Raw genomic sequence first — 25,346 nt, 5'->3', positions numbered from 1 at the left:
TTCTACTGTCCGGATTGTGAGAAGTGCCTGCGGCGCAGTGCTTAGATGATGGTGGGCGATGTAGGGCTCGAACCTACGACCCGCTGATTAAGAGTCAGCTGCTCTACCAACTGAGCTAATCGCCCGGTTCCGACCGGATTAAATGTCCGTGGAAGAGGCCGTCGTTTAGCAAAGGCCTCCCCCGATGTCCAGCAAAGGTGGCCATGATTTTGTCCGCAAAATCATGTCTTCGGCCCGGCTGTGGATGACGGGCGGCGGTCAACGGCAACCGCGATCCCCGGACGCAAAAAGCCGCCGGAAATCGGCGGCTTTTCCTCTTGTCCTCGTGGCCCTGCTCAAAGATTGCCGGTCTCGCCGTCTCCGCCGCGTTCACCGCGCTCGAAATGACGCCGCGGGCTGCCCTCCTCGCGTTCGAAACGATGCTGCATCCAGCCGTGACGACGGCCGGCATGCGTGAGCACCGCGAGGCGGCGCTTCTGCCCGTCATCGAGGCTCTTGTAGAGCGGATCGGCTGCGTCCGCGATGCGCTTCAGACCGGCTGCCGTCGCGGCCATGTTGTCGGCGCGCTTCTGTAACCTCGCCACCGGATCGGCAGGCACGCGCTGCTCGGCGGATTTGCCTTCCTGTTCGGCCCGGCGAGCCTGGCGCTCGGTGCGGCGCGCCTCGGTACGATCGATCCGCTGCTTGGCGAAATCGCGCACCGCGCTCTCGACCGCAGGCCAGTTCTTTTCCTGATCCGGCGTCAACTTGAGTCCCGCCTTCACGGCAGCAATACGTGCATCGACAAACGCGATCTTATCCTGCGCACTGAAATGCGGATGATGATGGTGGGAACGATGCTGGGCATAGGCTGCGCCGGAACCTGCGATCGCAAGGGCGGCAACGGCAGCGAGGGCGATCTTCTTCATGGGGCACTCTCCGTAAGGTGGAGAGCCAACATGGAGAGCGTTGCACCTGCGTTCAACTTAAACCCCGGTAAGGTGTTCAACCTTACCGGGGTTTAATCCAACTCGTCAGAGCATGCCGAGCATGCGCGGCAGCCACAGCGATATTTCGGGAATGAACGTCACCGCCAGAAGGAACATCAGCATCGTCAGCAGCCACGGCCAGACCGCGATGGTCAGTTCGGTGATGCCCATCTTGGCAATGCCCGACGCGACATAGAGGTTGAGGCCAACCGGCGGATGGCACATGCCGACTTCCATGTTCACCACCATCAGGATGCCGAGATGCACCGGATGGATGCCGAGCTTGACCGCGATCGGGAACAGCAGCGGCGCGGTGATCAGCACGATCGAACTTGCCTCCATGACGTTGCCTGCAATCAGCAACAGCACGTTGACGAAGATCAGGAACGTCACCCAGTTCACGCCATTGCCGATCATCCACGACGTCAACTGCTGCGGAATCTGCTCGCTCGTCATCAGGAACGAGAACAGCACCGCGTTGGTGATGATGTAGAGGATCATCGCGCTCATGTTGGCGGAGCCGAGCAGCACGCGCGGCACGTCTTTCAGCGTCATATCCTTGTAGACGAACACCGCGATGAAGAACGCATAGACTGCGCTCATCGCCGCCGCTTCGGTCGGCGTGAACCAGCCGGCATAGATGCCGCCGAGCACGATCACGATCAGAAGCAGGCCCCAGATGCATTCACGGAACGTCTTGATACGCTCGGCCCAGCCCGCGCGGGGAAGCCGCGGATAGTCGTTCTTCCAGGCGCGATAGAACGTGGTCACGCCCAGTAAGGTCGCCAGCATGATGCCCGGAATGACGCCGGCGATGAACAATTGTCCGACGGACGCCGACAGCACGCGTTCTCCATTCGGACCGAGCGCAACGCTGCCGCCGGTCGCGACCGAATAGATCACCATCACGATCGAGGGTGGGATCAGAATGCCGAGCGCGCCCGACGTCGTGATGACGCCCGCGCCGAAGCGCTTCGGATAGCCCTGCTCCACCATCGCGGGCAGCAGGATCGAGCCGATCGCGATCACGGTCGCCGGCGATGAGCCGGAGATCGCGGCGAACAGCGCGCACGCCATCACGCCCGCGAGGCCGAGGCCGCCATACCAATGGCCGACCATCGACGTCGCGAACCTGATCATGCGTCTGGCGACGCCGCCATGTGTGAGGAAATTGCCCGCGAGAATGAAGAACGGGATCGCCATGATCTCGAAGTTCTCGATGCCCGTGAACAGCTTCAGCGCCACCGACTCGATCGGCACCTGCGTCATCACGAACAGGAACGTCAGCACGGTGAGACCGAGCGCGATCGAAATCGGCATGCCGGTCAGCATCAAAGCGATGAGAAGAAGGAAGATGAAAAGAGTGGTCATCGCTGGCCCTCCGGCGTTGGGCCAATCGCATTATCGACATCGATTCCCTCGACATGCGAATGATCGTGATGCGGCAGCTCTCCTGTCCGGAAATAGGCAAAGGCGACCTGCAGAAAACGGAAGCACATCAGATAGGAACCGAGCGGCACGCACAGATAGACGATCCAGCTCGGCCATTCGAGATCCGGCGTGGTCTGGTCGGTCAGGCTGAGGCCATAGACGAACTTCGCGCCCATCGTACCGACCACGCCGGTGAACAGCGCGCCGCACAGCAGACCGAAAAGGATCGTGGCCTTGCGCGATTTCGGCGGCAGCTTCAGGACTAGCACGTCGACGCCGACATGGATGCCGGTGCGCACGCCGTAGGCCGCGCCGAACTTCGCCATCCACACGAACATGAAAATACATAGTTCCTGCGCCCAGGACATGTGGATCTGGTGCAGATACGGATAGAGAAACGAGACGCCCGAACCATAGCGGTGCAGGACCGCCAGGAAGATGATGACGGTCGCACCTGCGATCAAAAAGGTGATGAGAATTTCCTCGAGTTGATCGAGGATTTTCAAAAACAGCCGCACGGCAGCCCCCCGGTACCGAAAATCCGGCCTCTGGCCGGTCCATCACAGCACGATATGATTTATCGTCCGCTGGCAAGCCGTAAACGGCCCGGCTTGGCGCCGGGCCGTCAGGCTTTCACATCATTTTGCAGATGCAGCCGCTTCCTTACGGAACTCGGCGATCAGATCCTTGCCGACGCGGGTGCCGACTTCGTCCGCAACCGGATCAAGCGCCTTACGCCAGGCCGCAGTCTCTTCCGGCGTGAGCGTGTAGAAGGTGGTGGTACCGGCCTTCTTCATCGCATCCAGCGCCTCGTCATTTTCCTTCTGGGCGATGTCGTTGGCGTAGGTGGTGGCTTCCGCCATCGCCTTCTCAAGCTGGCCGCGGACATCCGCCGGCAGGCCGTCCCAGAACTTCTTGTTCACGATCACGGCGTAGCCGAGATAGCCATGGTTCGAGAGCGTAGCGTGCTTCTGCACCTCGTTCATCTTCTGGGTGTACATGTTCGACGGCGGGTTTTCGGTGCCGTCAACAACGCCGGTCTGCAGCGCCTGATAGACTTCCGAGAACGCCATGACCTGCGGGATCGAACCCAGAGCGCGCATCTGCGCTTCAAGCACCTTCGAGGACTGAATGCGCATCTTCAGGCCGCGGAAGTCTTCCGGCTTATGCAGCGGCTTGTTGGCGCTCATGATCTTGAAGCCGTTGTCCCAGTAGGCGAGGCCCTTGATGCCCTTCGGCTCGAGTTTCGCGAGCAGCTTCTTGCCGACGTCGCCATGCGTGACGCGATTGAGCGCTGCCTTGTCGGGCATGATGTAGGGAATGTCGAAAACTTCGAATTCCTTGACGCCGAGCGGGCCGAATTTCGCCAGCGAAGGGGCGAGCATCTGCACCGCACCGAGCTGCAGCGCCTCGACCTCTTCCTTGTCCTTGTAAAGCTGCGAGTTCGGATAGACTTCGACCTTGACCTTGCCGTTGGTGTACTTCTCGGCAAGCTCCTTGAACTTCTCGGCGCCCTTGCCCTTCGGGGTCTCGGGAGCGACGACGTGGCTGAACTTGATGACGATCGGCGGCGTCTGCGCATTCGCCGGACCAACCATGAAAGCAGCCGCAAGGGACGCAGCGGCAATAGCGATTTTCTTCATAGACTTTTTTCCTCCCAAGCCCATACAAACTCCAAAACCCGCTTGCAGCGGTAAGCGGGTCGCACCGGACCATCGCAGATCAGGACGGTCAAGCCTATTGATCGTTCGCAGCAGTACGACATAAAAAAAGCGGCGCACAGCGCCGCTTTTTTGCATTGGCGAAAGGGGTGTGTCAGCTTGCCGCAGCCGCCGGCACTTCGCGTTGACGGCGCGATATAATCTTGTTGAGCGCGCTCAGATAAGCCTTCGCCGAAGCCACCAGCGTATCGGGATCGGAACTGCGCGCCGTCACCGACCGGCCATCCTGAGACAGCCGGACCGACACTTCTGCCTGTGCATCGGTTCCAGCCGTGACGGCATGAACCTGATACAATTCCAGCTTGGCTTCGTGCGGCACCAGCGCCTTCACGGCGTTGAACACCGCATCCACCGGACCGTTGCCTTCGGCCTCGTCGATACGCACCTTGCCTTCGACCTCGACCTTCATGGTGGCGCGCTGCGGACCGTTGGTTCCCGCGATCACCGTCAGCGACACCAGACGCAGACGATCATGCGACTGCGCCAGCTCCTGATCGACCAGCGCCTCGATGTCCTCGTCGTAGATGTCCTTCTTGCGGTCGGCAAGCGCCTTGAAGCGCACGAAGGCATCCTGCAACTGGTTGTCGGCCAGTTCGTAACCCAGTTCCTTCAGCTTGTGCTGGAAGGCATGGCGACCGGAGTGCTTGCCCATCACCAGCGAGGTCTGCTTCACGCCGACGCTTTCGGGCGTCATGATCTCGTAGGTCTGCGCGTTCTTCAAAACGCCGTCCTGATGGATGCCGCTCTCATGCGCGAAGGCGTTACGGCCGACGATGGCCTTGTTGTACTGCACCGGGAACGAGGTCGCCGCCGACACCACCTTCGAGGCGCGGGTCAGCGACGTCGACTCGACGTTGCACCAGTAAGGCATCACGTCGCCGCGGGTCTTGATCGCCATCACGACTTCTTCCAGCGCGGCGTTGCCGGCACGCTCGCCGATGCCGTTGATGGTGCACTCGATCTGCCGCGCGCCGCCTTCGACGCCCGCCAGCGAATTCGCCACCGCCAGGCCCAGATCGTCATGGCAATGCACCGAGAACACCGCCTTGTCCGCGTTCGGCACCCGCTCGCGAATGGTCTTGAACATGCGGCGATACTCTTCGGGCACCGCGTAGCCCACCGTGTCCGGCAGGTTGATCGTGGTCGCACCGGCCTTGATCGCGGTCTCGACACAGCGGCACAGATACTCGATCGGCGTGCGGGTCGAATCCATCGCCGACCATTCGACGTCTTCCACCAGGTTGCGCGCCTGCGCCACCGTCGCGGTGATGATGTCGAGCACGTCCTCCTCGCTCTTGCGCATCTGGTGCGCCAGATGGATCGGCGAGGTCGAGACGAAGGTGTGGATGCGGCCGCGCTTCGCATGCCGCACGGCTTCGCCCGCACGGGCGATGTCGGCGGGGATGGCGCGCGCGAGACCGGCAACCACAGCGTTCTTGGTCTGCCGCGCGATTTCGGCGACCGCTTCGAAGTCGCCGACCGAGGCGATCGGGAAGCCGGCTTCGATAATGTCGACACCCATGGTGTCGAGCATCTCGGCGACCTCCAGCTTCTCCTCATGGGTCATGGTGGCGCCGGGGCATTGCTCGCCGTCGCGCAAGGTGGTGTCGAAAATGACAACGCGGTCCTTGCCGGACGTGGTGAGGCTGGTCATGAAATCGTTCCTTTGGTCAGGGGCGCCGTTCCGATCTGAATGGATAGGCGCAATTGGGGGTTCGAGGCTTCTTCACGGTCCCCTGAGTGCCCAGGCTGCATGCCCAGACGGCCCTCAGGGGCGGATAAGAAGCAGGAGCCCGCCAAGAAGCGAGGCACGAAGCTGCGAAGCGGCGACCGGGCGCGCAACGAGACCGGCGGCCAAAGCCACCCTTCCCTGTGCTGCGTAGGTCGTTTTGCTCGACATCGAATGCCTTCATCGCTTCCGGTGGCGCATGATCCACCCAAACCATTGATGCTTGGTTGAGGCCGCCATCCGCCGCTGTTTTAGACGATTTGGCTGTCGCCGCAACGCCAAATAAACGTCAGGAACGCTGTCCATTTGGCGCTACCGGCTCATGGCGGCCCACGGTCTCGGCAATCTCCTTCGGCAAAGGCGGCTTCGGAACGGCCTTCGGCGCAGCCGTTTTCTTCGCGGAAACGGCCTTGCGGCGGTTGCGAAGCGGCGGTCCCTCTTTTTCCAGGGCAATGCGCGCCTTCTTCAGTTCCGCCGGCGAGGCTTCCGACTTGGCCGGATAAGACAGGCCGAGCTTTTCGAGCGTTGAGACGATCGTGGAACTGATGACGAGACGCGAGAACCATTTGTGATCCGCGGGCACCACGTACCATGGCGCATAGGATGAGGAGCTGTGACGCAGGACCTCCTGATAGGCGGCGTAATACCGGTCCCACAACGCCCGCTCCTTGACATCAGCCAGCGAGAACTTCCAGTTCTTTGCGGGCTCATCAAGGCGCGCCAGAAAGCGCTTGCGCTGTTCTTCCTTCGAGACGTGGAGGAAGAATTTCAGGATCACCGTGCCGTTGCGCGTGAGATAGCGCTCGATATTGGAAACGTCCTCGAACCGTTCGCGCCAGACGCTCTTGGTGACGAGACGTTGCGGAATTTTCTGCTGCGCCAGAATTTCGGGATGAACGCGGACGACGAGCATTTCCTCGTAATAAGAGCGATTGAAGATACCGATGCGGCCGCGCTCGGGCAGCGCGATCATGCTGCGCCACATGAAATCGTGGTCCAGCTCTTTCGATGATGGCTGCTTGAACGAGAACACCTGACAGCCCTGCGGATTGACGCCGGACATCACGTGTTCGATGGCGCTGTCCTTTCCCGCCGCATCCATGCCCTGAAAGATCAGGAGCAACGACCAGCGGTCATGGGCATACAGTTTCTCCTGCGATGCACGCAGCCGCACCAGATTGGCCTGAAGCAGCTCCTTCGCATCGTCCTTGTCGACGCCGCCCTTTTCGTCGGTGCTGTGAAACTTTAAATGAAATTCGCGCGAACCATCGACCCTGAACGGATCCACATAACGTGAGAGATCGGTCTTGCCGCCGGACGTCTTGCCGTTCTTCTTGCCCATCATTCACTCCTTTGACGGTAACGCTATAGGACACGCAAAGGTCCACCAGCATCGCGCTTGCGCATGACGATTGCCAATGAGAATGTCTTTCGCGACACGATAGAAAGCAAACAATAATCCTTCCAAAATCCCGGAGAGCAAAAATGCTCAACTCCCGAACGATCTCACACCGCACATACACCAGGACCGCAAGCGCGGCGCTCACCGCCTTCGGCCTGTTGGCTCTTGTGGCCGGAACGGCTATCGCACCAGCGCATGCCAAGGATGTCTATCCGCATGCCAAGGAAACGATCGGCACAGGCCAACAACTCTATGACGGCCTGCTGACGCCCGATCTGACCGCGAACACGCTCCGCAACGTCGATCGCCTGTTCCCGACGCGGACTGTCACGCCGTCCGAACACCCGAAGGCCTTCAAGCCTGCCGAAAAGCAGATCAAGCAGGTCAAATTTACCGTCAACGGCAAAACCTACGATCTCTTCGACTTCCTTGCTGTGAACCGCGTCTCCGGACTGCTGATCCTGAAGGACGGCAAGGTTGCCTACGAGACCTATCAACTGGGCAACACGCCGAACACCCGCTGGACGTCGATGTCGATCGCGAAGTCGGTTACATCGACCCTGATCGGCGCGGCCGTCAAGGATGGCTACATCAAGAGCCTCGACGAGCCGGTCACGAAATATGTGCCGCGTCTCAAGGACAGCGCCTATGAAGGCGTGACCATTCGCGACGTGCTGATGATGTCGTCCGGCGTGAAGTGGAACGAAACCTACACCGATCCCAATTCCGACCGGCGTCACCTCCTCAAGGCGCAGGAATCGCAGCAGCGCAACGCCGCCATGGATGTAATGGCGAAGCTGTCGCGCGCGGTCGAGCCGGGCACCAAGTTCAATTACAGCACCGGCGAAACCCAGGTGGCTGGCGAAATTCTGCACGGCGCGATCAAGAAGCCGCTTGCGGAATATCTCTCCGAAAAAATCTGGAAGCCCTATGGCATGCAGGCCCCGGCCAAATGGTGGCTGGATTCGCCGGGCGGACTTGAGATCGCGGGCAGCGGCCTGTCGGCCACGCTGCGCGACTTCGCCCGGTTCGGCCAGTTCTATCTCGATGGCGGCGTCGCCGGCGGCAAGAATGTCCTGCCCGACGGATGGATGCAGGAAGCCAGCACGCCCAAGGTCCTGAAGGGCGGCACGCCGCTCGACTATGGTTACATGTGGTGGATTGCGCTCAGCGATCAGGCCCGCGCCGACAAGGCCTTCATGGCGCGTGGCATCTTCGGTCAGTTCGTCTACATCGATCCGACAGCGCATGTCGTGATCGCCATGACGAGCGCAGCGTCGAAGCCGCAGAACCTTCAATTGCTGACGCCGCAGCCCTTCTTCGATGCCGTGGTCGAGGAACTGAAGTAAGCGATCGAACCACAGCGGCATCTTATTCGGATGCCGCCGACAACATCACAGCGGCCTCGCGCATGCGGGGCTGCTGTTTTTATTGCAGTAGCCTTGAGGCTAGAAAATCTAGCGGCCGAACAGACCGACGATTGTGCCGACGCCCGTGGTGTGCCCCTTGAGCTTTGCCACCAGTTCGTCGCGGGTCAGTCCGGGCTCAAGAGCATTGGGTTCGAGGTCCGTCGCGATCAGGCTGAAATTGTAGTGATGCAAGCCGGTGTTCGCCGGCGGGCATGGCCCCAGGTAGAAATTGAGGCCTGCAGTATTCTTGCCGCCGACAAACTTGTCGGACGGCTGCCCGACATCGCCTTCCGCGAAACTGCGCCGATCCGGCGCGATGCCATAGGCAACCCAGTGATAGACACCGAGTCCCTTGCCGCCGTCGGGGTCGTAAACCACGAAGGCGAAGCTTTTCGTGCCCTCAGGAGGGCTGTTCCACGCGAGAGCCGGCGAAATGTTTTCGCCAACGCAGTTCGGGTTCGTCTTCAGAGCACCGGCATGCTTGACCGGCAGCTTTCCGCCATCCGTGAAATTCGGTGACGTCAGAACCAGGGGATCGGCCAACGATGCGACCGGCGCGCCCAGAAGCAGCACGCCCGCAACGGCGCAATATCCGGCAAACCTGAAACCAGCCATATCCATCCTCCCTGATTTTTATTTCTCAAAGCAAAAATGCGAAACGCGCGGCAGCCGATCAAGCCACCGCGCGCTCACATTGAGTTTATGGAATAAACTTGAGGCTCTTAGTTCTTGGCCTTGTCGACCAGAGCGCCCTTCTTGATCCACGGCATCATGTCGCGGAGACGCGCGCCGACTTCCTCGATCTGGTGCTTGTTGGCTGCCGCGCGGGTCGCCTTGAACGAAGCCTGGTTGACCTTGTTCTCGAGCATCCAGTCGCGCGCGAACTTGCCCGACTGGATGTCGTGCAACACGCGCTTCATCTCCGCCTTCGTCTCCGGCGTCACGATGCGCGGGCCGGTAACGTACTCGCCGTATTCGGCGGTGTTGGAGATCGAGTAGTTCATGTTGGCGATGCCGCCTTCATAGATCAGGTCGACGATCAGCTTCAGCTCGTGCAGGCACTCGAAGTAAGCCATCTCCGGCGCGTAGCCAGCTTCCACCAGCGTCTCGAAGCCGGCGCGGATCAGTTCGACGGTGCCGCCGCAGAGCACGGCCTGCTCGCCGAACAGGTCGGTTTCGGTTTCCTCGCGGAACGAGGTCTCGATGATACCCGCACGGCCGCCGCCGATGGCGGATGCGTAGGACAGGCCGAGGTCGTGAGCGTTGCCCGAGGAATCCTTGTGGATCGCGATCAGGCACGGCACGCCGCCGCCGCGCTGATATTCACCGCGCACGGTGTGGCCTGGACCCTTCGGCGCGACCATCAGCACGTCGAGGTCTTCACGCGGCTCGATCAGGTTGAAATGGACATTGAGGCCGTGCGCGAACAGCAGCGCCGCGCCCTTCTTCATGTTGTCGTGCAGGTGCTCGCGATAGATGTCGGCCTGCAGTTCGTCGGGCGTCAGCATCATCATGACGTCGGCCCACTTCGCGGCTTCAGCAACTTCCATCACCTTGAAGCCGGCGGCTTCCGCCTTCTTGGCGGTGGCAGAGCCCTTGCGCAGCGCGATCGCGACGTCCTTGACGCCGGAATCCTTCAGGTTCAGCGCGTGGGCGTGACCCTGGCTGCCGTAGCCGATGATGCAGACCTTCTTACCCTTGATGAGGTTCAAATCGGCGTCGCGATCGTAATAAACTCGCATGGTGCTTTCCTTGTGCGTGTTGGGCTTTTCAGGCCCGAAACGGGCCCTTCAGGACCGGACGGCCCTCGAAATTCCCGGGTTGTCTAATGCATTTTGCGGGGAAGTAAAATCAGGTTTTAGGTCGGGCGCGGCCTCTCACATGCCGTCCGGGCCGCGGGCGATGGCGGCGACGCCGGTGCGCGCCACCTCGACGAGGCCGAGCGGCGCCATCAGCGACACAAACTGGCTGATCTTGTCGCTGGCGCCGGTAATTTCGAACACGAAGCTCTCGGTGGTCGCGTCGATCACGCGGGCGCGGAAGGCATCCGCGAGCCGCAGCGCCTCGACGCGGGCATCGCCCGTGCCCTTCACCTTGACCATTGCCAGTTCGCGCTCGATGGAGCGGCCGGTCAGCGTCATGTCGACCACGCGATAGACCGGGATCATCCGATCGAGCTGGTGCTTGATCTGCTGGATCACCATCGGCGTGCCGGTGGTGACGATGGTGATGCGCGACATGTGTTTGTGCTGCTCGGTCTCCGACACCGTCAGGCTTTCGATGTTGTAGCCGCGACCCGAGAACAGGCCGATGACCCGCGCGAGCACGCCGGGCTCGTTCTGCACCAGCACCGAGAGCGTATGCGTCTCGTTCGGATCGTGCCGCTCCTCCATGAAATAGGCGGAGGCCGGTTGTTCGTTCGTCTGCTTGTCCATGGCCATTACACCAGTGCCTTTTAAACCAGAGCTTTGCCGCCGGCGAAGGCCGCCGCAGTCGCTTCATCGTTGGCTTCCGCGGGCAGAAGCATTTCGTTATGCGCCTTGCCCGACGGGATCATCGGGAAGCAGTTTTCCAGCGTCGCAACGCGGCAATCGAAGATCACCGGCTTCTTCACCTTGATCATTTCCTCGATCGCGCCATCAAGATCGCCGGGCTTCGTCACATGCATGCCGACGCCGCCATAGGCTTCCGCGAGCTTGACGAAATCCGGCAGCGCCTCGGAGTACGAGTTCGACAGGCGATTGCCGTGCAGCAGTTGCTGCCACTGACGCACCATGCCCATGTACTGATTGTTGAGGATGAAGATCTTCACCGGCAGGTCGAACTGAACCGCCGTCGACATCTCCTGCAACATCATCTGGATCGAAGCATCGCCCGCGATGTCGATGACGAGACTTTTGGGATGGGCGACCTGCACGCCAATAGCCGCCGGGAAGCCGTAACCCATGGTGCCGAGGCCACCGGACGTCATCCAGCGATTGGGCTGCTCGAAGCCGTAGAACTGCGCCGCCCACATCTGATGCTGCCCCACTTCCGTGGTGATGTAGGTGTCGCGGTTCTTGGTCAGTTCATACAGGCGCTGGATCGCGTACTGCGGCAGGATCACGTCGTTGTTCTTCTTGAATGCCAGCGAATTGCGCGCACGCCAGGTCGCGATCTGCGACCACCACGGCTTGAGGTCAGGCCGCTTTGTTTCAGCCTTCAACCCTGCCAGCAGATCGGCCAGCACATTGCCGACGTCGCCGATGATCGGCACGTCGACGCGGATATTCTTGTTGATCGACGACGGATCGATGTCGATATGGATCTTCTTCGAGTTCGGTGAGAACGCATCCGGCCGGCCGGTAACGCGGTCGTCGAAGCGCGCACCGACACACAGCATGACGTCGCAATCATGCATCGCCATGTTGGCTTCGTAAGTGCCGTGCATGCCGAGCATGCCGAGCCAGTTCTTGCCCGAGGCCGGATAAGCACCGAGTCCCATCAGCGTCGAGGTGATCGGGAAATTGGTCGCGCCAACCAGTTCGCGCAGCAGGCGCGTTGCCTCGGGTCCCGAGTTGATGACGCCGCCGCCGGAATAGATCACCGGCTTCTTCGCGGAGGCGAGCAGTGCAACCGCCTTGCGGATCTGCGCGGCATCACCCTTCACGCGCGGCGAATAGGAGACATGAACGTCATTCTTGCGCGGCGCATGATAGGTGCCGGTCGCGAACTGCACATCCTTCGGAATGTCGACGACGACCGGACCGGGACGGCCCGTGGTCGCGACATAGAAAGCCTCGTGCAGAATCTTGGCGAGATCGTTGACGTCGCGAACCAGCCAGTTGTGCTTGGTGCAAGGCCGCGTGATGCCGACCGTATCGCACTCCTGGAATGCGTCATTGCCGATCAGATGCGTCGGCACCTGGCCTGTGATGCAGACCAGCGGGATCGAATCCATCAACGCATCGGTCAGCGCGGTGACCATGTTGGTCGCGCCCGGCCCTGAGGTGACAAGCGCAACGCCCGGCTTGCCGGTCGAGCGCGCATAGCCCTCGGCTGCATGGCCCGCGCCCTGCTCATGGCGAACGAGGATGTGCTGGACGGCCTCCTGCTGGAAAATCTCGTCATAGATCGGCAGCACCGCGCCGCCCGGATAACCGAAAATGTGCTGGATGCCGTGATCCTTCAGCGCCTGCACGACCATCGCCGCGCCGGTCATCTGCCGGGATTCGTTTTTCTTCGTCTCGCTCATCTTTCGCTCCGCTGCGCGCCGCATGGCGCCGTCTTGGATCGCCAGCTCCAGATAATAAAAAAGGCCCCCGAGAGGACCCTGTGCACACCGCCTATCTTAGGGTCGCGTCAGCTCCCCCCGGCGATGTGCCCAGGTACGACTACGACAATAAGAAGATTTGTAATTTTATTGCTCATAAGTCGATTTCTATTTCCAAAGGTTGCGCGGTTTATAGACTTCTCCGGGGAGATGTCAAGGCTGTCTGACATCCACACTATAGCCACCGATCAGGCACCGGCGGAATGCTGAAAAGCGCATGGGAGCCGTCGGTTCGGAACAGACCGGAACGAGGGGTGGGGCCTGTTCAGGCTTCGGGAAGCGCGACGCCGAGTCTCGCCGCGAGCCACGTCCGCGCGGCATCGGGGGCGACCCATTCGAATTCCGGCAACTGGTGCCGAAACCAGGTGAACTGCCGCTTGGCGTAGTGACGCGTATCGATCTGGCCGGTGGCAATGGCCTCCTCGCGCGACAACTCACTCGCAAGATGGCGGATCAGCGCCGGGACACCATGCGCCTTCATCGCGGGCAACAGCGGATCGAGCCCGCGATGGCCAAGCGCCCCCGCCTCCTCCAGCGCGCCGCGATCCATCATCGATTCAAAACGACGGTCGATCCGCTCATAGACCACCTTGCGATCCGGCGCGAGAAACAGCGCCACGACGCCCTCTGGCGGCAGCAGCGGCGGCAGGCCATGCGCATGCCATTCCGCCAGCGGACGGCCGGTGGCTTCCACCACTTCAAGCGCACGGGCAATGCGGACGCGATCGCGCGGTTTCAAGCGTGCTGCCGCTTCGGCATCGCGCCTCCCGAGCTCCTCATGCAGGGCTTCGGGACCGTCTTGTTCAAGCCGACGTCGAACCGCTTCACGTACGGCATCCGGCACCGGCGGCACGTTCGACAGCCCCCGCGTTAGCGCCTTGAAGTAAAGCCCGGTTCCCCCGATGAAAATCGGCAGCCGTCCGTTCGCCTGCGTCTCCGCCAGCACCACCGTCGCGTCACTGACCCAAGCGCCCGCCGAATAATTCACCGCGGCATCGACATGGCCGTAAAGCCGGTGCGGAACGCGCGCCTCCTCCTCGACGGTCGGACGCGCGGTGATGACGCACAGATCGCGATAGACCTGCATCGAATCCGTATTGATGACGGTACCGCCTGCCGCTTCGGCCAGATCGAGCGCCAGCGCCGACTTGCCGCTGGCGGTCGGCCCTGCGATAAGCACCGCCTTCACATCATTCCGGCCCGAATTCATGTCCCTCGTCGCTACATTGATCTGCAACCCCGCGCAGCCCATGCTCGATAGCACGGTGCTGGAGGCCGCGCGCGCCATATTGCCATCATCCTCACTCGCCGAATGGCTCGATGCCGGGATCGCCGCCGACATCCCGTTCGAAAGCGAGGAGCCCATCCGCGCTATCGCCGACCGGCTGCATGGCGCGCTGCAGAGAATCCCGGTCGACGTCGTGGTGCAGCCGCGCCTCGCACGCCGCAAGAAGCTGCTGCTCGCCGACATGGACTCCACCATGATCGGCCAGGAATGCATCGACGAGCTCGCGGCCTTCGCCGGATTGAAGGATCATGTCGCGGCGATCACCGAGCGCGCGATGCGGGGCGAGATCGAATTCGAGCCGGCGCTGCGCGAGCGCGTCGCGCTGCTCAAAGGCCTGCCCGTGAGCGTCGCGGACGAGGTCTTCACCAAGCACATCACGCTGACGCCGGGCGGCCCTGCGCTCGTCAAAACCATGCGCGCGAACGGTGCACACACCTGCCTCGTCTCGGGCGGCTTCACGCTGTTCACCGAACGCGTCGCCGCCGCGATCGGCTTCGAGGAAAACCGCGCCAATACGCTCATCGTCGAAGACGGCAAGCTCGCGGGCCGCGTTCAGGAGCCGATCCTCGGACGCGCGGCGAAGCTCGCCACGCTGGTCGATCTGCTGGAAACATTCGAACTGGACGATATCGACACGCTCGTCGTCGGCGATGGCGCCAACGATCTCGCGATGATCGAAAAGGCCGGCCTCGGCGTCGCCTATCACGCCAAGCCCGCGGTCGCGGCCGCAGCAGCAGCGCGGATCGATCACGGCGACCTCACCGCGTTGCTTTACGCGCAGGGTTACAAGCGCACCGAATTCGTGACGGAGTGATTTGTTTCTTCCTCCCTCTCGCGAGGAGAGGGAGGAAAAAGATCAGTTCACGCTGAGCGCGACAAACCGCAATTCGCCCTCGGCGTTCGACACCAGCAGCAGGATCGACTTCTTGCCGTCCTTCTTGAGCTGGTCGATGCGCTTCTTGACATCGGCGGGCGAATTCACCGCCTCCTGCGCGACCTCGACGATGACGTCGCCCTCGCCGAGCCGTCGCTCGGCGGCATCGGAATTGCGGTCGACGCCGACGATAACCACGCCCTTGACCTTGTCCTTGAGCTTGTAGCGCGCGCGCAGATCCTTGGAGATCGCGGCAAGATCGAGCCCGAGCGCCTTCTGTGTCACCGGCTTGCTGATCTCGGGGGCCGGCGCCTTCAACGAAGCCTCGACAGGCTTGTCGCCGTCGTCGAGCCGGCCGAGCGTCACCTTGTGCGTTTCTTCCTTGCCCTTGCGGATCAGCACGACATCGACGGTCTTGCCGACCGGCGTATCGGCCACCGCACGCGGCAGATCCTTCATCTCACGGATCGCCTTGCCATCGAAGGAGGTGATGACGTCACCCGCCTCGATGCCCGCAGGCTTCGCAGGTCCCTTGTCGTCGACGCCTGCGACCAGCGCGCCACGCGGCGGCTTGATGCCGAGGCTGTCAGCGATTTCATCGGTAACCTGCTGAATACGCACGCCGAGCCAGCCGCGACGGACTTCCTTGTACTGCTGCAGCTGATTGACGATGCCGACAACGGTGTTCGACGGCACCGCGAAGCCGATGCCGATCGAGCCGCCCGACGGTGAAATGATCGCCGTGTTGACGCCGACAACCTCGCCATCAAGGTTGAACAGCGGACCGCCGGAATTGCCGCGATTGATGGCGGCGTCGGTCTGGATGTAGTTGTCGTAAGGCCCGGAATTGATGTCACGGTTGCGCGCCGAGACGATGCCCGCCGTCACCGTGCCGCCAAGGCTGAACGGATTGCCGATCGCAATCACCCATTCCCCGAGCCGCAGCTTGTCGGAATTGCCGAACTTCACCGCCGTCAGTTTCTTTTCCGGCGGCTGGAATTTCAGCACGGCGAGATCACTCTTCTTGTCGCGGCCGACCAGCTCCGCCTTGATCTTGGTGCCGTCGTTGAGAATGACGTTGATCTCGTCGGCATCCGCGATGACGTGATTGTTGGTCACGACGATGCCGCTCGCATCGATGATGAAGCCGGAGCCGAGCGAATTGACCTTATGCTGGCCCTTGTCGCCGCGGCGGTTCTTGAAGAAATCGTCGAAGAATTCATTGAAGGGCGAATCCGGCGGCAGGCGCGGATTGCTCTTGTTGCGGTTGTCCTTCTGGGGCGTCGCCTCCTCGCCCTTCTCGTCCCGGCCGTTAACGGTCTGGGACGTGGAGATGTTGACCACCGCGTCGATCACCTTCTCCGCGACATCGGCGATGCCGTCAGGCCCGCGCGCGAAAGCAGGCTGAGGGGCACCCGCCGCCATCATCAGAAAACCACCCGCAACGGCAAGCGGAAGCAGGCGGCTCAGTCGCACAAGCGCGTGGAACATCGAACAATGTCTCCTGGGAGGGAATGCCATTCAGGGCCGAGACTGCGCCCGGCCTTCTTGGTCCGCAAGCGTATCAACGCGGGGAATTAAGGCAAAATACCGGCGCCCGCCTACAGCACGCCGTAGCGTATCAGCCAGATCAGCATCAACCCCGCGACCGCAACCGCGAGGCCCGTGATACGCAACAGGTTCTCGGAATGCTCCAGCGCGGCTTCCATCGCGCGACGCATCGCCTGGGGAAACGCCGCAAAGGTCAAACCTTCGATGACGCAAAGGACTCCGAATCCAATCAATAGCTCTTTCATGACAGGATTTCACCAGAGACCCGAGAAAAGGGAAATCCCGTCGATGAGATTAATTGCGCTTATCTTGACGCCGCCGGGGCGGCCGGCCCGGCCGCCGTTCCATTGACTGAGTTGAAGAACCGGAAGAATTCCGAATCCGGCTTCAGCACGAAGCGGGTGTCGTTGTTCTTCAGGCTGGTCTCGTAGGCGGTCATCGCCCGGTAGAACGCGAAGAACTGCGGGTCCTTGGAATAGGCTTCCGCGAAGATCCGGTTGCGTTCGCCGTCGCCTTCACCGCGAACCTTATCCGCCTGCGAATTGGCTTCCGCGACAATGACGGTCGCCTCGCGATCGGCCTTGGATCGGATTTCCTGCGCCCGCTGCCCGCCCTGGGCGCGGAATTCGGCAGCTTCGCGCTGACGCTCGGTCTGCATGCGCTGATAAACTGCCTGGCTGTTCTGCTCCGGCAGGTCGGCGCGGCGGATGCGCACGTCGACAACCTGAATGCCATAGGCATCCGCCTGCTTGTCGAGTTGGTCGCGGATGCGGCCCATCAGCACTTCACGCTCGTCGCGGACAACCTGAATGAACGTCACCTCGCCGAGCACACGGCGAAGTGCTGCGTTCAGCAGCGCCGTCAACTGGACGTTGGCGGCCGAAATGGAACCGACGCTCTGATAGAAGCGCAGCGCATCCTTGATGCGGTAACGCGCGAAGGCATCCACCACCAGACGCTTCTGGTCGGAGGCGATGATTTCCTGCGACGGATTCTCCAGGTCGAGAATCCGGTTATCGATGCTGATGACCGTGTCGATGAACGGCGCCTTGAAGTGCAGGCCCGGCTCGGTGATCGGAGCGCCGACCGGCGCGCCGAGGCGAACCACCAGCGCCTGTTCGGTCTGCCGGACAGTGTAAACCGAGCTGTAGCCGACGATGATCAGCAACAGCAGAACGACGAGGGCGACAGCGCCTGACAGTCCGTTTTTCATCGGCTTGCTCCGCTCTGCGTAGCCGGCGCGGCCGGTGTTTTACGGTTGAGTTCATTGAGCGGCAGATACGGCACCACGCCCTGCCCCGACGGGCCGGAGTCGAGAATGACCTTGTCCGCCGGTCCGAGCACATGCTCCATGGTTTCGAGATAGATGCGCTGCCGCGTCACTTCAGGTGCCTTCTTGTATTCGTCATAGACGCTGAGGAAGCGTGCCGCCTGACCCTTGGCTTCGGCCACCGCCTGCTCCTTGTAGCCCTGCGCCTGCTGCAGCACCTGAGCGGCGCGACCGCGGGCGTCGGGAACGACGCGGTTGGCGTAGGTCTGCGCTTCGTTCTGCAAACGCTCGAGGTCGGCGCGCGCCGCCTGCACGTCGCGGAACGAGTCGATCACCTGCTGCGGCGGATCGACCTTCTGCATCTGCACCTGCTGGATCAGAATGCCCGCACCATAGCTGTCGAGCGTCTTCTGCATCAGCTGATGCACCGCGCTTTCGGTCGTGTTGCGCGCACCGGTGAGAATCGGCTGAATGTCGGAGCGGCCGATGACTTCGCGCATCGCGCTCTCGGCCACCGCCTTCACCGTGCCTTCGGGATTCTGGATATTGAAGAGGAATTTGCCGACGCCGTCCGGCGCGATCCGCCACAACACCGTGAAGTCGACATCGACGATGTTCTCGTCGCCGGTCAGCATCAGGCTTTCTTCAGGCACGTCGCGCACCACGCGGCCGCGGCGGCCACTATCATCGCTGACCGTCATGCCGATGTTCAGCGTGGAGACGCGCAGCGCCTTCGGCAGCAACACGGTCTCGACCGGATACGGAATATGATAGTTCAGGCCAGGCTGCACCGTGCGCACATGCTTGCCGAAACGCAGTACAGCGCCAAGCTCATCCGGCTGCACGCGGAAAAAGCCGGACAACAACCAGATCGCGATGCCCGCAATGACGATCAGGGCGATGCCCATGCCGCTCATATGCCCACCGGGCAGCAGATGCTGAAGCCGGTCCTGGCCGCGGCGCAGAAGATCCTCGAGGTCGGACGGCTTAGGCCCTTGCGATTGCGGACCCGAGCCCCAGGGGCCCTTCGGACCCGGACCCCATGGACTTCCGCCTTGATTCTTCCAGGCCATCAGCAAGCTCCTTCGCGCCATCTCGCGGCAGCGACGTTTTATAAAAGACGAAGAGCCGCGATACAACGCGGCCCTGCGCAGCCTCTAGCAGCTAATCTGCGTGAGGAAATTGTCAATGCAAACATTGGCTGGAGGGGTTAACGGGAGGCCGCGCGGGCATATGTCGCATAGGAAAAATCGGCGCTGTCCTCGGGTGCGCGTGTGGGACGATTGCGCGATGCCTCTCGCCATTCTGCCGCGCCAAACCGGAAGAACGTATCTCCATCCGGTTCGGCATGGACATGCGTGATCTCCAGCCGGGTCGCGCGCGGCATCCACTGCTGGAAAATATCCGCGCCGCCGATCACCATAATCTCTGAGACACCACGTCGCAGGATATCGCCGAGCGCGATCTCGTAAGCGGCGTCAAGCGAGGGCGCCACCACCGCGCCCGCCGCGCGAAAATTCGGGTCGCGCGTGACCACGATGTTGGTGCGTTTCGGCAGCGATCTGCCGATCGAAAGAAAAGTCTTGCGGCCCATGATGACCGGCTTGTTCAGCGTCAGCTGCTTGAACCGCTGCAGGTCCGAGCGCAGGTGCCAGGGCATCGCATTGTCGCGGCCGATCACACCGTTGTCCGCGACGGCGACGATGAAAACGATCTCGGGAACAGCCCCCTGCGCGGTCACACCGCGACCTCGGCCTTGATGTGCGGATGCGGATCGTAGTTTTCGAGTTTGAAATCCTCGTAACGGAATCCGAAAATATCCCGCACCGCCGGATTGATGCTCACAGTCGGCAGCGCGCGTGGTGCGCGCGTCAGTTGCAGGCGCGCCTGCTCCAGATGGTTGGAATACAGATGCGCGTCGCCAAGCGTGTGGATGAATTCACCAGGCTTCAGGTCTGTCACCTGCGCTATCATCATCGTCAGCAGCGCGTAAGACGCGATATTGAACGGCACGCCAAGAAACACATCCGCTGAGCGCTGATAGAGCTGGCACGACAGCCTGCCGTTTGCGACGTAGAACTGAAACAGACAATGGCACGGCGGCAGCGCCATGTGATCAACATCGGCTGGATTCCATGCGCTGACGATCAGCCGCCGTGAATCCGGCGTGGTACGGATCATGCGGATGAGATTCGCGATCTGGTCGATGCTGCGGCCATCCGGTGCCTGCCATGAGCGCCACTGCTTGCCATAAACCGGGCCGAGATCGCCGTTGGCGTCCGCCCATTCGTCCCAGATCGTGACACCGTTATCCTGCAGATAGCGCACGTTGGTGTCGCCCGCGAGAAACCACAGCAGTTCGTGGACGATCGCCTTGAACGGCAGCTTCTTGGTCGTCGTCATCGGAAAGCCAGCGGCGAGATCGAAGCGCATCTGATGGCCGAACACCGACAGCGTGCCGGTGCCGGTGCGGTCGCCCTTCTGCGCGCCGTCGCTCAAAATCCGTTCGAGCAGGTCGTGATACTGATGCATGGCCGTAATCTATGTCGTCTGGGCGGAACGGACCACATCCGGGGCCGAATCAACAGCCGCTTTCCGGCGTTGTCCCATCAAAAGTAGGCACCACCTGCCCTGCCCAGAAGCCTTTTCGCGGGATCAGACGAGCCCGGCGTAACCCAGAATTCCCGCCACCGCGAGCAGCCAGAGCGGATTGATCCGGGTTCCCACCGCGACCGCCGCCGTAACAAGCGTGACAAGCGTGGCCGCCAGCGAGGTGTCGACCGTGACCGCCAGCACATAGCCGCCCGCGGCCATCAGGCCGATCGAGACCGGCACGAACGAGGCCTGGATGACGGAAGGCCAGAACGAATGGCTGGAGCGGTGGAAGAAGTTCGCCACGAAATAAGCCAGCACGCCCGCCGGGCCGCACATCGCAAATGTCGTCACTGCGGCGCCGGTCAGTCCCGCGACCTGATAGCCGATCAGCGTCACGATCAGCACGTTGGGTCCCGGCGAGAACTGGGCGATGGCGAACATGTCGGCGAACTGCGCGTCGGTGAGCCAGTGGTTCACCTCGACCGCGACGCGATGCATCTCCGGGATCGTTGCGTTGGCGCCGCCGACCGCGAGCAGCGACATCAGGCCGAACGTCCACAGCAGATTGAGATACGTGCCGAGACCCGGATTCATGCTGCCCGCCTGCGCCAGAAATAGGTCACGACAATACTGAGCGGCAGTGCGATCAGTACAACCGCCGCCAGCGGCACGCGTCCAAGGCCGACTGCGGCGAACACGGCAATCATCAATGCGATTTCGACCGGATTTTTCCGCTTCAGGAGCGGCCCAATCATACGGACGATGACGGCCAGAAACAGACCGACAGCAGCACAGGCGATGCCGTTCAGGGTTCGTTGCAAGCCCGGCAGGTCGCCGAAGTGAGTATAAAGAATGCCGAGCGTCGTCACGATCAGCGTCGGCGGCAGCAGCAGGCCGAGAAACGCCGCGAGACTTCCGGCGGCGCCGCGAAACCGGCCGCCGAACACGATCGACAGATTGACGATGTTGGCCCCCGGCAGCAGATGACAGAGCGCAAAGGCTTCGTTGAATTCGTCCGGGGTCATCCAGCGGTGCTGTTCGACGATCGCGCGGCGGGCCCACACCAGCACGCCGCCGAAACCAGCCAGCGACATTTTCGAGAAAGCAAAAAACAGCTCAAGCAGCCCCGGCGGCTCGGCGGCGAGATCGCTGGCGACCATGTCAGACGGCGGAGCGGGCTTGTTCATGGGATCGGTTCAGGCTGGCAAAAAATGGCGACGGGCACTCGTTTAAATGTGTCGTATCGTCCGGCCAATTCTTTTCCGACGGCGCGCGGCAGTCTCCATTCAACTTTTCGAGGGCGCGCGATGCAATGGATCAGGCTACCCGACAGCCTGTCGAAAGCCCGGCCGAAGGGGCTTTTGTCGTCACGCTTTGCACCTTATATTGAGCCTGCCGGTTCGCCGGCTATGGAAATAAATGGCCGTCGCAATAAACCATTCGGACCCGGGGGCAGCACCCGGCGCCTCCACCAAAGTTCCGCAGGCGGAATTTCGGCGGGGGCGAAACAGGATCGACGAGGGCGTAAAGGGCGTGTTTTTTCCCGGTATTGTTCCGCCGTTATCGGGCTTCTCAATAGTTGCAAACGACAACTATGCTCCGGTTGCTCAGGCTGCGTAACGCAGTTTGAAATACCGACTTAAAGTCCTGATGGATTAAGCCCTGTCAGGCGGGGTTCGGAGGCACCTGGCAACAGAAGCCTCCACTTCATCTTCAATCGGTCTCTTTGTGTCTTTAACAGAAGCGTCCCATCGGTCACGGTGCCGGTGTGAATTTAGGTGTCTTCTGGCCTCAAGCTTGCTGACGCAGCCCATGGGAGAAGGTAGTCTTGAGCGAAAGGGTTTGTTCACGAAAAGAGTGGCCAACATCGCCCTCTCCCGCGGACAGACTTGCTAACCACCACCCGCATGGAACAAAAGTGCGAGTCGGCTCCTCTCCATTCCGGCACGCGACACTTCGACGTTTTTGACAGGACCGACCGATGGCCACCGACCTGATCCGCTACGATGTTCTGACCCGCGACGCGCTGCGCGGCGTCCTGCGCCGCGTGCTGACCGACGCTGCCGAACACGGATTGCCGGGAGACCATCATTTCTACATCACCTTCCTCTCCACCGCGGAAGGCGTGAAACTGTCGCCGCGCCTGCTGTCGCAATATCCGCAGGAGATGACGGTGATCCTCCAGCACCAGTTCTGGGATCTGGTCGTTACCGAGGATCATTTCGAAGTCGGCCTGTCGTTCGGCGGAATTCCCGAGCGACTCGTGGTGCCGTTCAGCGCCATCACCCGCTTCTTCGATCCATCGGTGCAGTTCGGCCTGCAGTTCGAGACAGCGGAAACCGCGGTCGGCGACGCTGAACCCGTCACGGACGACGTCGAGAAGGTTGCGCCTCCGACGCCGCCGGAGTCCTCACCGGACAATCCTGATGACGATGGCGGCGACGACCATCCGCGCGAAGGTGCGCAGGTGGTGCGGCTGGATCGCTTCCGCAAGAAATAATAACGTCTCTAATCGGACCTCTCGTCTGCCCGTGCGGCATGGCTTCGGCCTGCCGCTTTCGGCATACTCGCGCCTGAAAGACGGAGCGAGATATCGCGGCATGCATGCGTCGCGATCTGCACGAGGCGAACATGGCACAGAGCAAAACCACCCGCACTGAAACCGACACCTTCGGGCCGATCGAAGTCGCATCGGACCGCTACTGGGGCGCGCAGACCGAGCGCTCGCGCAATAATTTCAAGATCGGCGCCGAGCACATGCCGTTGCCGCTGATCCACGCGCTCGCCATCGTCAAGCTCGCCGCAGCGCAGGCCAATCTCGAACTCAAGCTCATCGACAGGAAGCTCGCGGACGCCATCATCGCCGCCGCGCAAGAAATCATCGACGGCAAGCTCGACGACCATTTCCCGCTCGTGGTGTGGCAGACCGGCTCCGGCACCCAGACCAACATGAATCTCAACGAGGTCATCTCAAACCGCGCCAACGAGATGCTCGGCGGCGAACGCGGCACTAAGTCGCCGGTTCATCCGAACGATCATGTCAACATGAGTCAGTCATCGAACGACTCATTCCCGACCGCAATGCATATCGCCGCAGCCCAGCAGATCGCCCACGATCTGATCCCGGCGCTGGAAGAACTGCTCGGCGCGTTGCGCACCAAGCAGAAAGAATTCGCCTCGATCGTGAAAATCGGCCGCACACACACACAGGATGCAACGCCGATGACGCTCGGTCAGGAATTCTCGGGCTATGCCGCGCAGGTTGAAAGCGGCATCGCGCGCATCAAGGAAAGCGCGAAAAGCCTTTATCCGCTGGCGCAGGGCGGCACCGCGGTCGGCACCGGGCTGAATGCAAAGCCGGAATTCGCCGCGCTGTTCGCCAAACATGCGGCGACGATCACTGGACTTCCGTTCGTCACCGCGCCCAACAAGTTCGAGGCGCTCGCCTCCAACGACGCCTACGTCTATGTCCACGGCGCTATCAACGCGACCGCGACCGGCCTGTTCAAGATCGCCAATGACATCCGCCTGCTCGGCTCGGGCCCTCGCTCGGGTCTCGGCGAACTGATTCTGCCGGAGAACGAGCCCGGTTCCTCCATCATGCCCGGCAAGGTCAATCCGACGCAGTGCGAGGCCATGACGATGGTGTGCTGCCAGATCTTCGGCAATCAGACCACACTGACCGTCGCAGGCAGCCAGGGACATTTCGAACTCAACGTCTACAAGCCCGTGATGGCCTACGGCATGCTGACATCCATTCGCCTGATGGCGGATGTGGCGCGCTCATTCACACAAAATTGTGTGATCGGAATCCGAGCCGACGAAAAACGAATCGGCGACCTGATGCAGCGCTCGCTGATGCTGGTGACCGCGCTCGCGCCAAAAATTGGATATGACAAAGCTGCGAAAATCGCCAAGACGGCTCATGCAAACGGCACGACGCTGAAAGAAGAAGCGTTGAATCTCGGATTTGTCACCGCCGAGGAATTTGATTCCATCGTACGGCCCGAACAGATGACACATTCCAACAAGTGAAACACAAACGAGCCGTGGTATACGCAATACCTCTTGCACCGTTTTGGCCTTCTTTCTTCTAAAGGCGTGGCGTTATGTGGCTACCGCTCTTATGATGTGTCGGCTGGAGCGCAGGCAGAGCAGCTCTTCGCCAGTGGGACTTGTGGTCCCGGCGATTTTGATATTGATGCTCTGATCCGCGACCGGCGGGTTCGTTTTCCGCAATCACGAGATTCCTGTGGGTGAACTGGTTAATTTAAAAAAGTTCAAGAAGCGCCAGGAACGTGAGCGCGCCAATGTGGAAGCGAGCAGTCAACGCGCCAAATATGGGCAAACAAAAGCCGAAAAGAATCACCAACGTGCCCTCAATGAACGCACCGAGGTATTTCTCAATCAACATCTACGCGATGACGGAAAGTCTTCATGAAATCCCCTGTTGTTAAACGCTCCATCGTCGTTGCCGGACACAAGACCAGTGTCAGCCTGGAAGAGGCTTTCTGGAACGGCATGAAGGAAATTTCGTCGGCACGTGGCATGACATTGTCCGAGCTCGTCGGCGAGATCGATGGCCAGCGCAAGCAGGGCAATCTGTCCTCGGCGATCCGGCTGTTCGTGCTGGATCATTACCGTTCGATGACGCAGGGCCCCTCCCAGTCGAACGATGCGCATGATTCCGTCCGTGAGCCCGTGATGGATTCCCAGGCCGCCGAATAAGCGGCTGCGGGAATTTACGGATCCATCTCCGCAATATTCTGACTCATCCCTTACGGCTTTCACCGAAT

Annotated in this window: 25 protein-coding genes, 1 tRNA gene and 1 other RNA gene; 7 read left to right on the top strand and 20 right to left on the bottom strand. The window is 61.3% G+C overall.

The window, feature by feature from the left end; translation table 11 throughout:
• Positions 1 to 49: 49 nt before the first annotated feature.
• From HMPREF9697_RS19480 to HMPREF9697_RS19450, 7 genes are all read right to left on the bottom strand, one after another.
• Positions 50 to 125, bottom strand: a tRNA-Lys gene (locus HMPREF9697_RS19480).
• Positions 126 to 335: 210 nt separating this feature from the next.
• Entirely contained in the window at positions 336 to 908 is a 573-nt protein-coding gene (locus HMPREF9697_RS19475) for a Spy/CpxP family protein refolding chaperone (protein WP_002718978.1), read from the bottom strand.
• Positions 909 to 1,013: 105 nt separating this feature from the next.
• Positions 1,014 to 2,339 carry a TRAP transporter large permease gene (locus tag HMPREF9697_RS19470; RefSeq protein ID WP_002718977.1) on the bottom strand — a complete coding sequence of 442 codons (1,326 nt, stop codon included), beginning with the start codon at positions 2,337 to 2,339 and terminating at the stop codon, positions 1,014 to 1,016.
• The gene (locus HMPREF9697_RS19465) at positions 2,336 to 2,917 is read right to left on the bottom strand and encodes a TRAP transporter small permease (protein ID WP_002718976.1); all 582 of its coding nucleotides are present in this window, start codon (positions 2,915 to 2,917) and stop codon (positions 2,336 to 2,338) included. Before HMPREF9697_RS19465 ends, HMPREF9697_RS19470 begins: the two co-directional genes overlap by 4 nt.
• Positions 2,918 to 3,037: 120 nt before the next feature.
• Positions 3,038 to 4,042: a TRAP transporter substrate-binding protein gene (locus tag HMPREF9697_RS19460; RefSeq protein WP_002718975.1), complete on the bottom strand. Its 1,005-nt coding sequence runs from the start codon at positions 4,040 to 4,042 to the stop codon at positions 3,038 to 3,040.
• A gap of 172 nt (positions 4,043 to 4,214) precedes the next feature.
• Positions 4,215 to 5,774: a 2-isopropylmalate synthase gene (locus tag HMPREF9697_RS19455; protein WP_002718974.1), complete on the bottom strand. Its 1,560-nt coding sequence runs from the start codon at positions 5,772 to 5,774 to the stop codon at positions 4,215 to 4,217.
• A 364-nt stretch (positions 5,775 to 6,138) separates the two neighbouring features.
• Positions 6,139 to 7,191 (bottom strand): polyphosphate kinase 2 family protein, encoded by a 1,053-nt coding sequence (locus tag HMPREF9697_RS19450; protein ID WP_002718973.1) that lies wholly within the window; start codon positions 7,189 to 7,191, stop codon positions 6,139 to 6,141.
• Between the two features lie 143 nt (positions 7,192 to 7,334).
• On the opposite strand from HMPREF9697_RS19450, the gene HMPREF9697_RS19445 reads away from it, so the two are divergent.
• Complete coding sequence (locus HMPREF9697_RS19445; protein WP_002718972.1) at positions 7,335 to 8,600, top strand: serine hydrolase domain-containing protein; 1,266 nt, start codon at positions 7,335 to 7,337, stop codon at positions 8,598 to 8,600.
• A 108-nt stretch (positions 8,601 to 8,708) separates the two neighbouring features.
• On the opposite strand, the gene HMPREF9697_RS19440 is transcribed toward HMPREF9697_RS19445, so the two are convergent.
• The 5 genes from HMPREF9697_RS19440 to miaA all read right to left on the bottom strand — a co-directional run bounded on the left by HMPREF9697_RS19440 (position 8,709) and on the right by miaA (position 14,182).
• Positions 8,709 to 9,275 carry a YbhB/YbcL family Raf kinase inhibitor-like protein gene (locus HMPREF9697_RS19440; RefSeq protein WP_002718971.1) on the bottom strand — a complete coding sequence of 189 codons (567 nt, stop codon included), beginning with the start codon at positions 9,273 to 9,275 and terminating at the stop codon, positions 8,709 to 8,711.
• A gap of 107 nt (positions 9,276 to 9,382) precedes the next feature.
• On the bottom strand, positions 9,383 to 10,402 hold the full coding sequence (ilvC, locus tag HMPREF9697_RS19435) for a ketol-acid reductoisomerase (protein ID WP_002718970.1): 1,020 nt from the start codon (positions 10,400 to 10,402) through the stop codon (positions 9,383 to 9,385).
• 135 nt (positions 10,403 to 10,537) lie between these two features.
• Positions 10,538 to 11,095, bottom strand: coding sequence for an acetolactate synthase small subunit (ilvN, locus tag HMPREF9697_RS19430; protein ID WP_430642178.1), 558 nt, complete (start codon positions 11,093 to 11,095; stop codon positions 10,538 to 10,540).
• A 20-nt stretch (positions 11,096 to 11,115) separates the two neighbouring features.
• Entirely contained in the window at positions 11,116 to 12,894 is a 1,779-nt protein-coding gene (locus HMPREF9697_RS19425; protein ID WP_002718968.1) for an acetolactate synthase 3 large subunit, read from the bottom strand.
• A 343-nt stretch (positions 12,895 to 13,237) separates the two neighbouring features.
• Complete coding sequence (gene miaA, locus HMPREF9697_RS19420; protein WP_040308046.1) at positions 13,238 to 14,182, bottom strand: tRNA (adenosine(37)-N6)-dimethylallyltransferase MiaA; 945 nt, start codon at positions 14,180 to 14,182, stop codon at positions 13,238 to 13,240.
• On the opposite strand from miaA, the gene serB reads away from it, so the two are divergent.
• Positions 14,181 to 15,074 carry a phosphoserine phosphatase SerB gene (gene serB, locus HMPREF9697_RS19415; RefSeq protein ID WP_002718966.1) on the top strand — a complete coding sequence of 298 codons (894 nt, stop codon included), beginning with the start codon at positions 14,181 to 14,183 and terminating at the stop codon, positions 15,072 to 15,074. The two genes, miaA and serB, sit on opposite strands and share 2 nt — an antisense overlap.
• A gap of 42 nt (positions 15,075 to 15,116) precedes the next feature.
• Here the strand turns inward: serB and HMPREF9697_RS19410 are convergent, their stop codons facing one another.
• The 8 genes from HMPREF9697_RS19410 to HMPREF9697_RS19375 form a co-directional block, all read right to left on the bottom strand.
• Entirely contained in the window at positions 15,117 to 16,625 is a 1,509-nt protein-coding gene (locus HMPREF9697_RS19410; RefSeq protein WP_002718965.1) for a DegQ family serine endoprotease, read from the bottom strand.
• Between the two features lie 110 nt (positions 16,626 to 16,735).
• Complete coding sequence (locus tag HMPREF9697_RS19405; RefSeq protein ID WP_002718964.1) at positions 16,736 to 16,930, bottom strand: DUF2065 domain-containing protein; 195 nt, start codon at positions 16,928 to 16,930, stop codon at positions 16,736 to 16,738.
• A gap of 59 nt (positions 16,931 to 16,989) precedes the next feature.
• Positions 16,990 to 17,898: a protease modulator HflC gene (gene hflC / locus HMPREF9697_RS19400; RefSeq protein ID WP_002718963.1), complete on the bottom strand. Its 909-nt coding sequence runs from the start codon at positions 17,896 to 17,898 to the stop codon at positions 16,990 to 16,992.
• Positions 17,895 to 19,028 (bottom strand): FtsH protease activity modulator HflK, encoded by a 1,134-nt coding sequence (gene hflK, locus HMPREF9697_RS19395; RefSeq protein WP_002718962.1) that lies wholly within the window; start codon positions 19,026 to 19,028, stop codon positions 17,895 to 17,897. Before hflK ends, hflC begins: the two co-directional genes overlap by 4 nt.
• 137 nt (positions 19,029 to 19,165) lie before the next feature.
• Positions 19,166 to 19,696: a dihydrofolate reductase gene (locus HMPREF9697_RS19390; RefSeq protein ID WP_002718961.1), complete on the bottom strand. Its 531-nt coding sequence runs from the start codon at positions 19,694 to 19,696 to the stop codon at positions 19,166 to 19,168.
• Entirely contained in the window at positions 19,693 to 20,487 is a 795-nt protein-coding gene (locus tag HMPREF9697_RS19385) for a thymidylate synthase (RefSeq protein WP_002718960.1), read from the bottom strand. The genes HMPREF9697_RS19390 and HMPREF9697_RS19385 overlap by 4 nt, the downstream gene beginning before the upstream one ends.
• A 123-nt stretch (positions 20,488 to 20,610) precedes the next feature.
• Positions 20,611 to 21,144 carry a chromate transporter gene (locus HMPREF9697_RS19380; RefSeq protein ID WP_002718959.1) on the bottom strand — a complete coding sequence of 178 codons (534 nt, stop codon included), beginning with the start codon at positions 21,142 to 21,144 and terminating at the stop codon, positions 20,611 to 20,613.
• Complete coding sequence (locus HMPREF9697_RS19375; protein WP_002718958.1) at positions 21,141 to 21,737, bottom strand: chromate transporter; 597 nt, start codon at positions 21,735 to 21,737, stop codon at positions 21,141 to 21,143. The genes HMPREF9697_RS19380 and HMPREF9697_RS19375 overlap by 4 nt, the downstream gene beginning before the upstream one ends.
• 168 nt (positions 21,738 to 21,905) lie before the next feature.
• Between HMPREF9697_RS19375 and ssrA the strand changes: the two genes are divergently transcribed.
• The 5 genes from ssrA to HMPREF9697_RS19360 all read left to right on the top strand — a co-directional run bounded on the left by ssrA (position 21,906) and on the right by HMPREF9697_RS19360 (position 25,278).
• Positions 21,906 to 22,257, top strand: a transfer-messenger RNA (tmRNA) gene (gene ssrA, locus HMPREF9697_RS20670).
• Positions 22,258 to 22,531: 274 nt separating this feature from the next.
• Positions 22,532 to 23,050, top strand: coding sequence for an SspB family protein (locus HMPREF9697_RS19370; protein WP_002718956.1), 519 nt, complete (start codon positions 22,532 to 22,534; stop codon positions 23,048 to 23,050).
• Between the two features lie 131 nt (positions 23,051 to 23,181).
• Positions 23,182 to 24,585 (top strand): class II fumarate hydratase, encoded by a 1,404-nt coding sequence (gene fumC / locus HMPREF9697_RS19365; RefSeq protein ID WP_002718955.1) that lies wholly within the window; start codon positions 23,182 to 23,184, stop codon positions 24,583 to 24,585.
• 217 nt (positions 24,586 to 24,802) lie between these two features.
• Positions 24,803 to 24,991, top strand: coding sequence for a DUF4169 family protein (locus tag HMPREF9697_RS20665; RefSeq protein ID WP_081602569.1), 189 nt, complete (start codon positions 24,803 to 24,805; stop codon positions 24,989 to 24,991).
• Positions 24,988 to 25,278, top strand: coding sequence for a ribbon-helix-helix domain-containing protein (locus HMPREF9697_RS19360; protein WP_002718953.1), 291 nt, complete (start codon positions 24,988 to 24,990; stop codon positions 25,276 to 25,278). The genes HMPREF9697_RS20665 and HMPREF9697_RS19360 overlap by 4 nt, the downstream gene beginning before the upstream one ends.
• Positions 25,279 to 25,346 lie beyond the last annotated feature (68 nt).

The sequence above is a fragment of the Afipia felis ATCC 53690 genome, assembly GCF_000314735.2.
Taxonomy (GTDB): Bacteria; Pseudomonadota; Alphaproteobacteria; order Rhizobiales; family Xanthobacteraceae; genus Afipia; species Afipia felis.
This window is presented reverse-complemented; position numbering and strand designations above follow the sequence as displayed.

Excerpts from the sequence above, each read along its gene's own strand:
- HMPREF9697_RS19475 (WP_002718978.1), bottom strand. The coding sequence starts at position 908 with ATGAAGAAGATCGCCCTCGCTGCCGTTGCCGCCCTTGCGATCGCAGGT.
- HMPREF9697_RS19470 (WP_002718977.1), bottom strand. The coding sequence starts at position 2,339 with ATGACCACTCTTTTCATCTTCCTTCTTCTCATCGCTTTGATGCTGACC.
- HMPREF9697_RS19460 (WP_002718975.1), bottom strand. The coding sequence starts at position 4,042 with ATGAAGAAAATCGCTATTGCCGCTGCGTCCCTTGCGGCTGCTTTCATG.
- HMPREF9697_RS19455 (WP_002718974.1), bottom strand. The coding sequence starts at position 5,774 with ATGACCAGCCTCACCACGTCCGGCAAGGACCGCGTTGTCATTTTCGAC.
- HMPREF9697_RS19450 (WP_002718973.1), bottom strand. The coding sequence starts at position 7,191 with ATGGGCAAGAAGAACGGCAAGACGTCCGGCGGCAAGACCGATCTCTCA.
- HMPREF9697_RS19445 (WP_002718972.1), top strand. The coding sequence starts at position 7,335 with ATGCTCAACTCCCGAACGATCTCACACCGCACATACACCAGGACCGCA.
- HMPREF9697_RS19440 (WP_002718971.1), bottom strand. The coding sequence starts at position 9,275 with ATGGCTGGTTTCAGGTTTGCCGGATATTGCGCCGTTGCGGGCGTGCTG.
- ilvC (WP_002718970.1), bottom strand. The coding sequence starts at position 10,402 with ATGCGAGTTTATTACGATCGCGACGCCGATTTGAACCTCATCAAGGGT.
- ilvN (WP_430642178.1), bottom strand. The coding sequence starts at position 11,095 with ATGGACAAGCAGACGAACGAACAACCGGCCTCCGCCTATTTCATGGAG.
- HMPREF9697_RS19425 (WP_002718968.1), bottom strand. The coding sequence starts at position 12,894 with ATGAGCGAGACGAAGAAAAACGAATCCCGGCAGATGACCGGCGCGGCG.
- serB (WP_002718966.1), top strand. The coding sequence starts at position 14,181 with ATGTCCCTCGTCGCTACATTGATCTGCAACCCCGCGCAGCCCATGCTC.
- miaA (WP_040308046.1), bottom strand. The coding sequence starts at position 14,182 with ATGAATTCGGGCCGGAATGATGTGAAGGCGGTGCTTATCGCAGGGCCG.
- HMPREF9697_RS19410 (WP_002718965.1), bottom strand. The coding sequence starts at position 16,625 with ATGTTCCACGCGCTTGTGCGACTGAGCCGCCTGCTTCCGCTTGCCGTT.
- HMPREF9697_RS19405 (WP_002718964.1), bottom strand. The coding sequence starts at position 16,930 with ATGAAAGAGCTATTGATTGGATTCGGAGTCCTTTGCGTCATCGAAGGT.
- hflC (WP_002718963.1), bottom strand. The coding sequence starts at position 17,898 with ATGAAAAACGGACTGTCAGGCGCTGTCGCCCTCGTCGTTCTGCTGTTG.
- hflK (WP_002718962.1), bottom strand. The coding sequence starts at position 19,028 with ATGGCCTGGAAGAATCAAGGCGGAAGTCCATGGGGTCCGGGTCCGAAG.
- HMPREF9697_RS19385 (WP_002718960.1), bottom strand. The coding sequence starts at position 20,487 with ATGCATCAGTATCACGACCTGCTCGAACGGATTTTGAGCGACGGCGCG.
- HMPREF9697_RS19380 (WP_002718959.1), bottom strand. The coding sequence starts at position 21,144 with ATGAATCCGGGTCTCGGCACGTATCTCAATCTGCTGTGGACGTTCGGC.
- HMPREF9697_RS19375 (WP_002718958.1), bottom strand. The coding sequence starts at position 21,737 with ATGAACAAGCCCGCTCCGCCGTCTGACATGGTCGCCAGCGATCTCGCC.
- HMPREF9697_RS19370 (WP_002718956.1), top strand. The coding sequence starts at position 22,532 with ATGGCCACCGACCTGATCCGCTACGATGTTCTGACCCGCGACGCGCTG.
- fumC (WP_002718955.1), top strand. The coding sequence starts at position 23,182 with ATGGCACAGAGCAAAACCACCCGCACTGAAACCGACACCTTCGGGCCG.
- HMPREF9697_RS19360 (WP_002718953.1), top strand. The coding sequence starts at position 24,988 with ATGAAATCCCCTGTTGTTAAACGCTCCATCGTCGTTGCCGGACACAAG.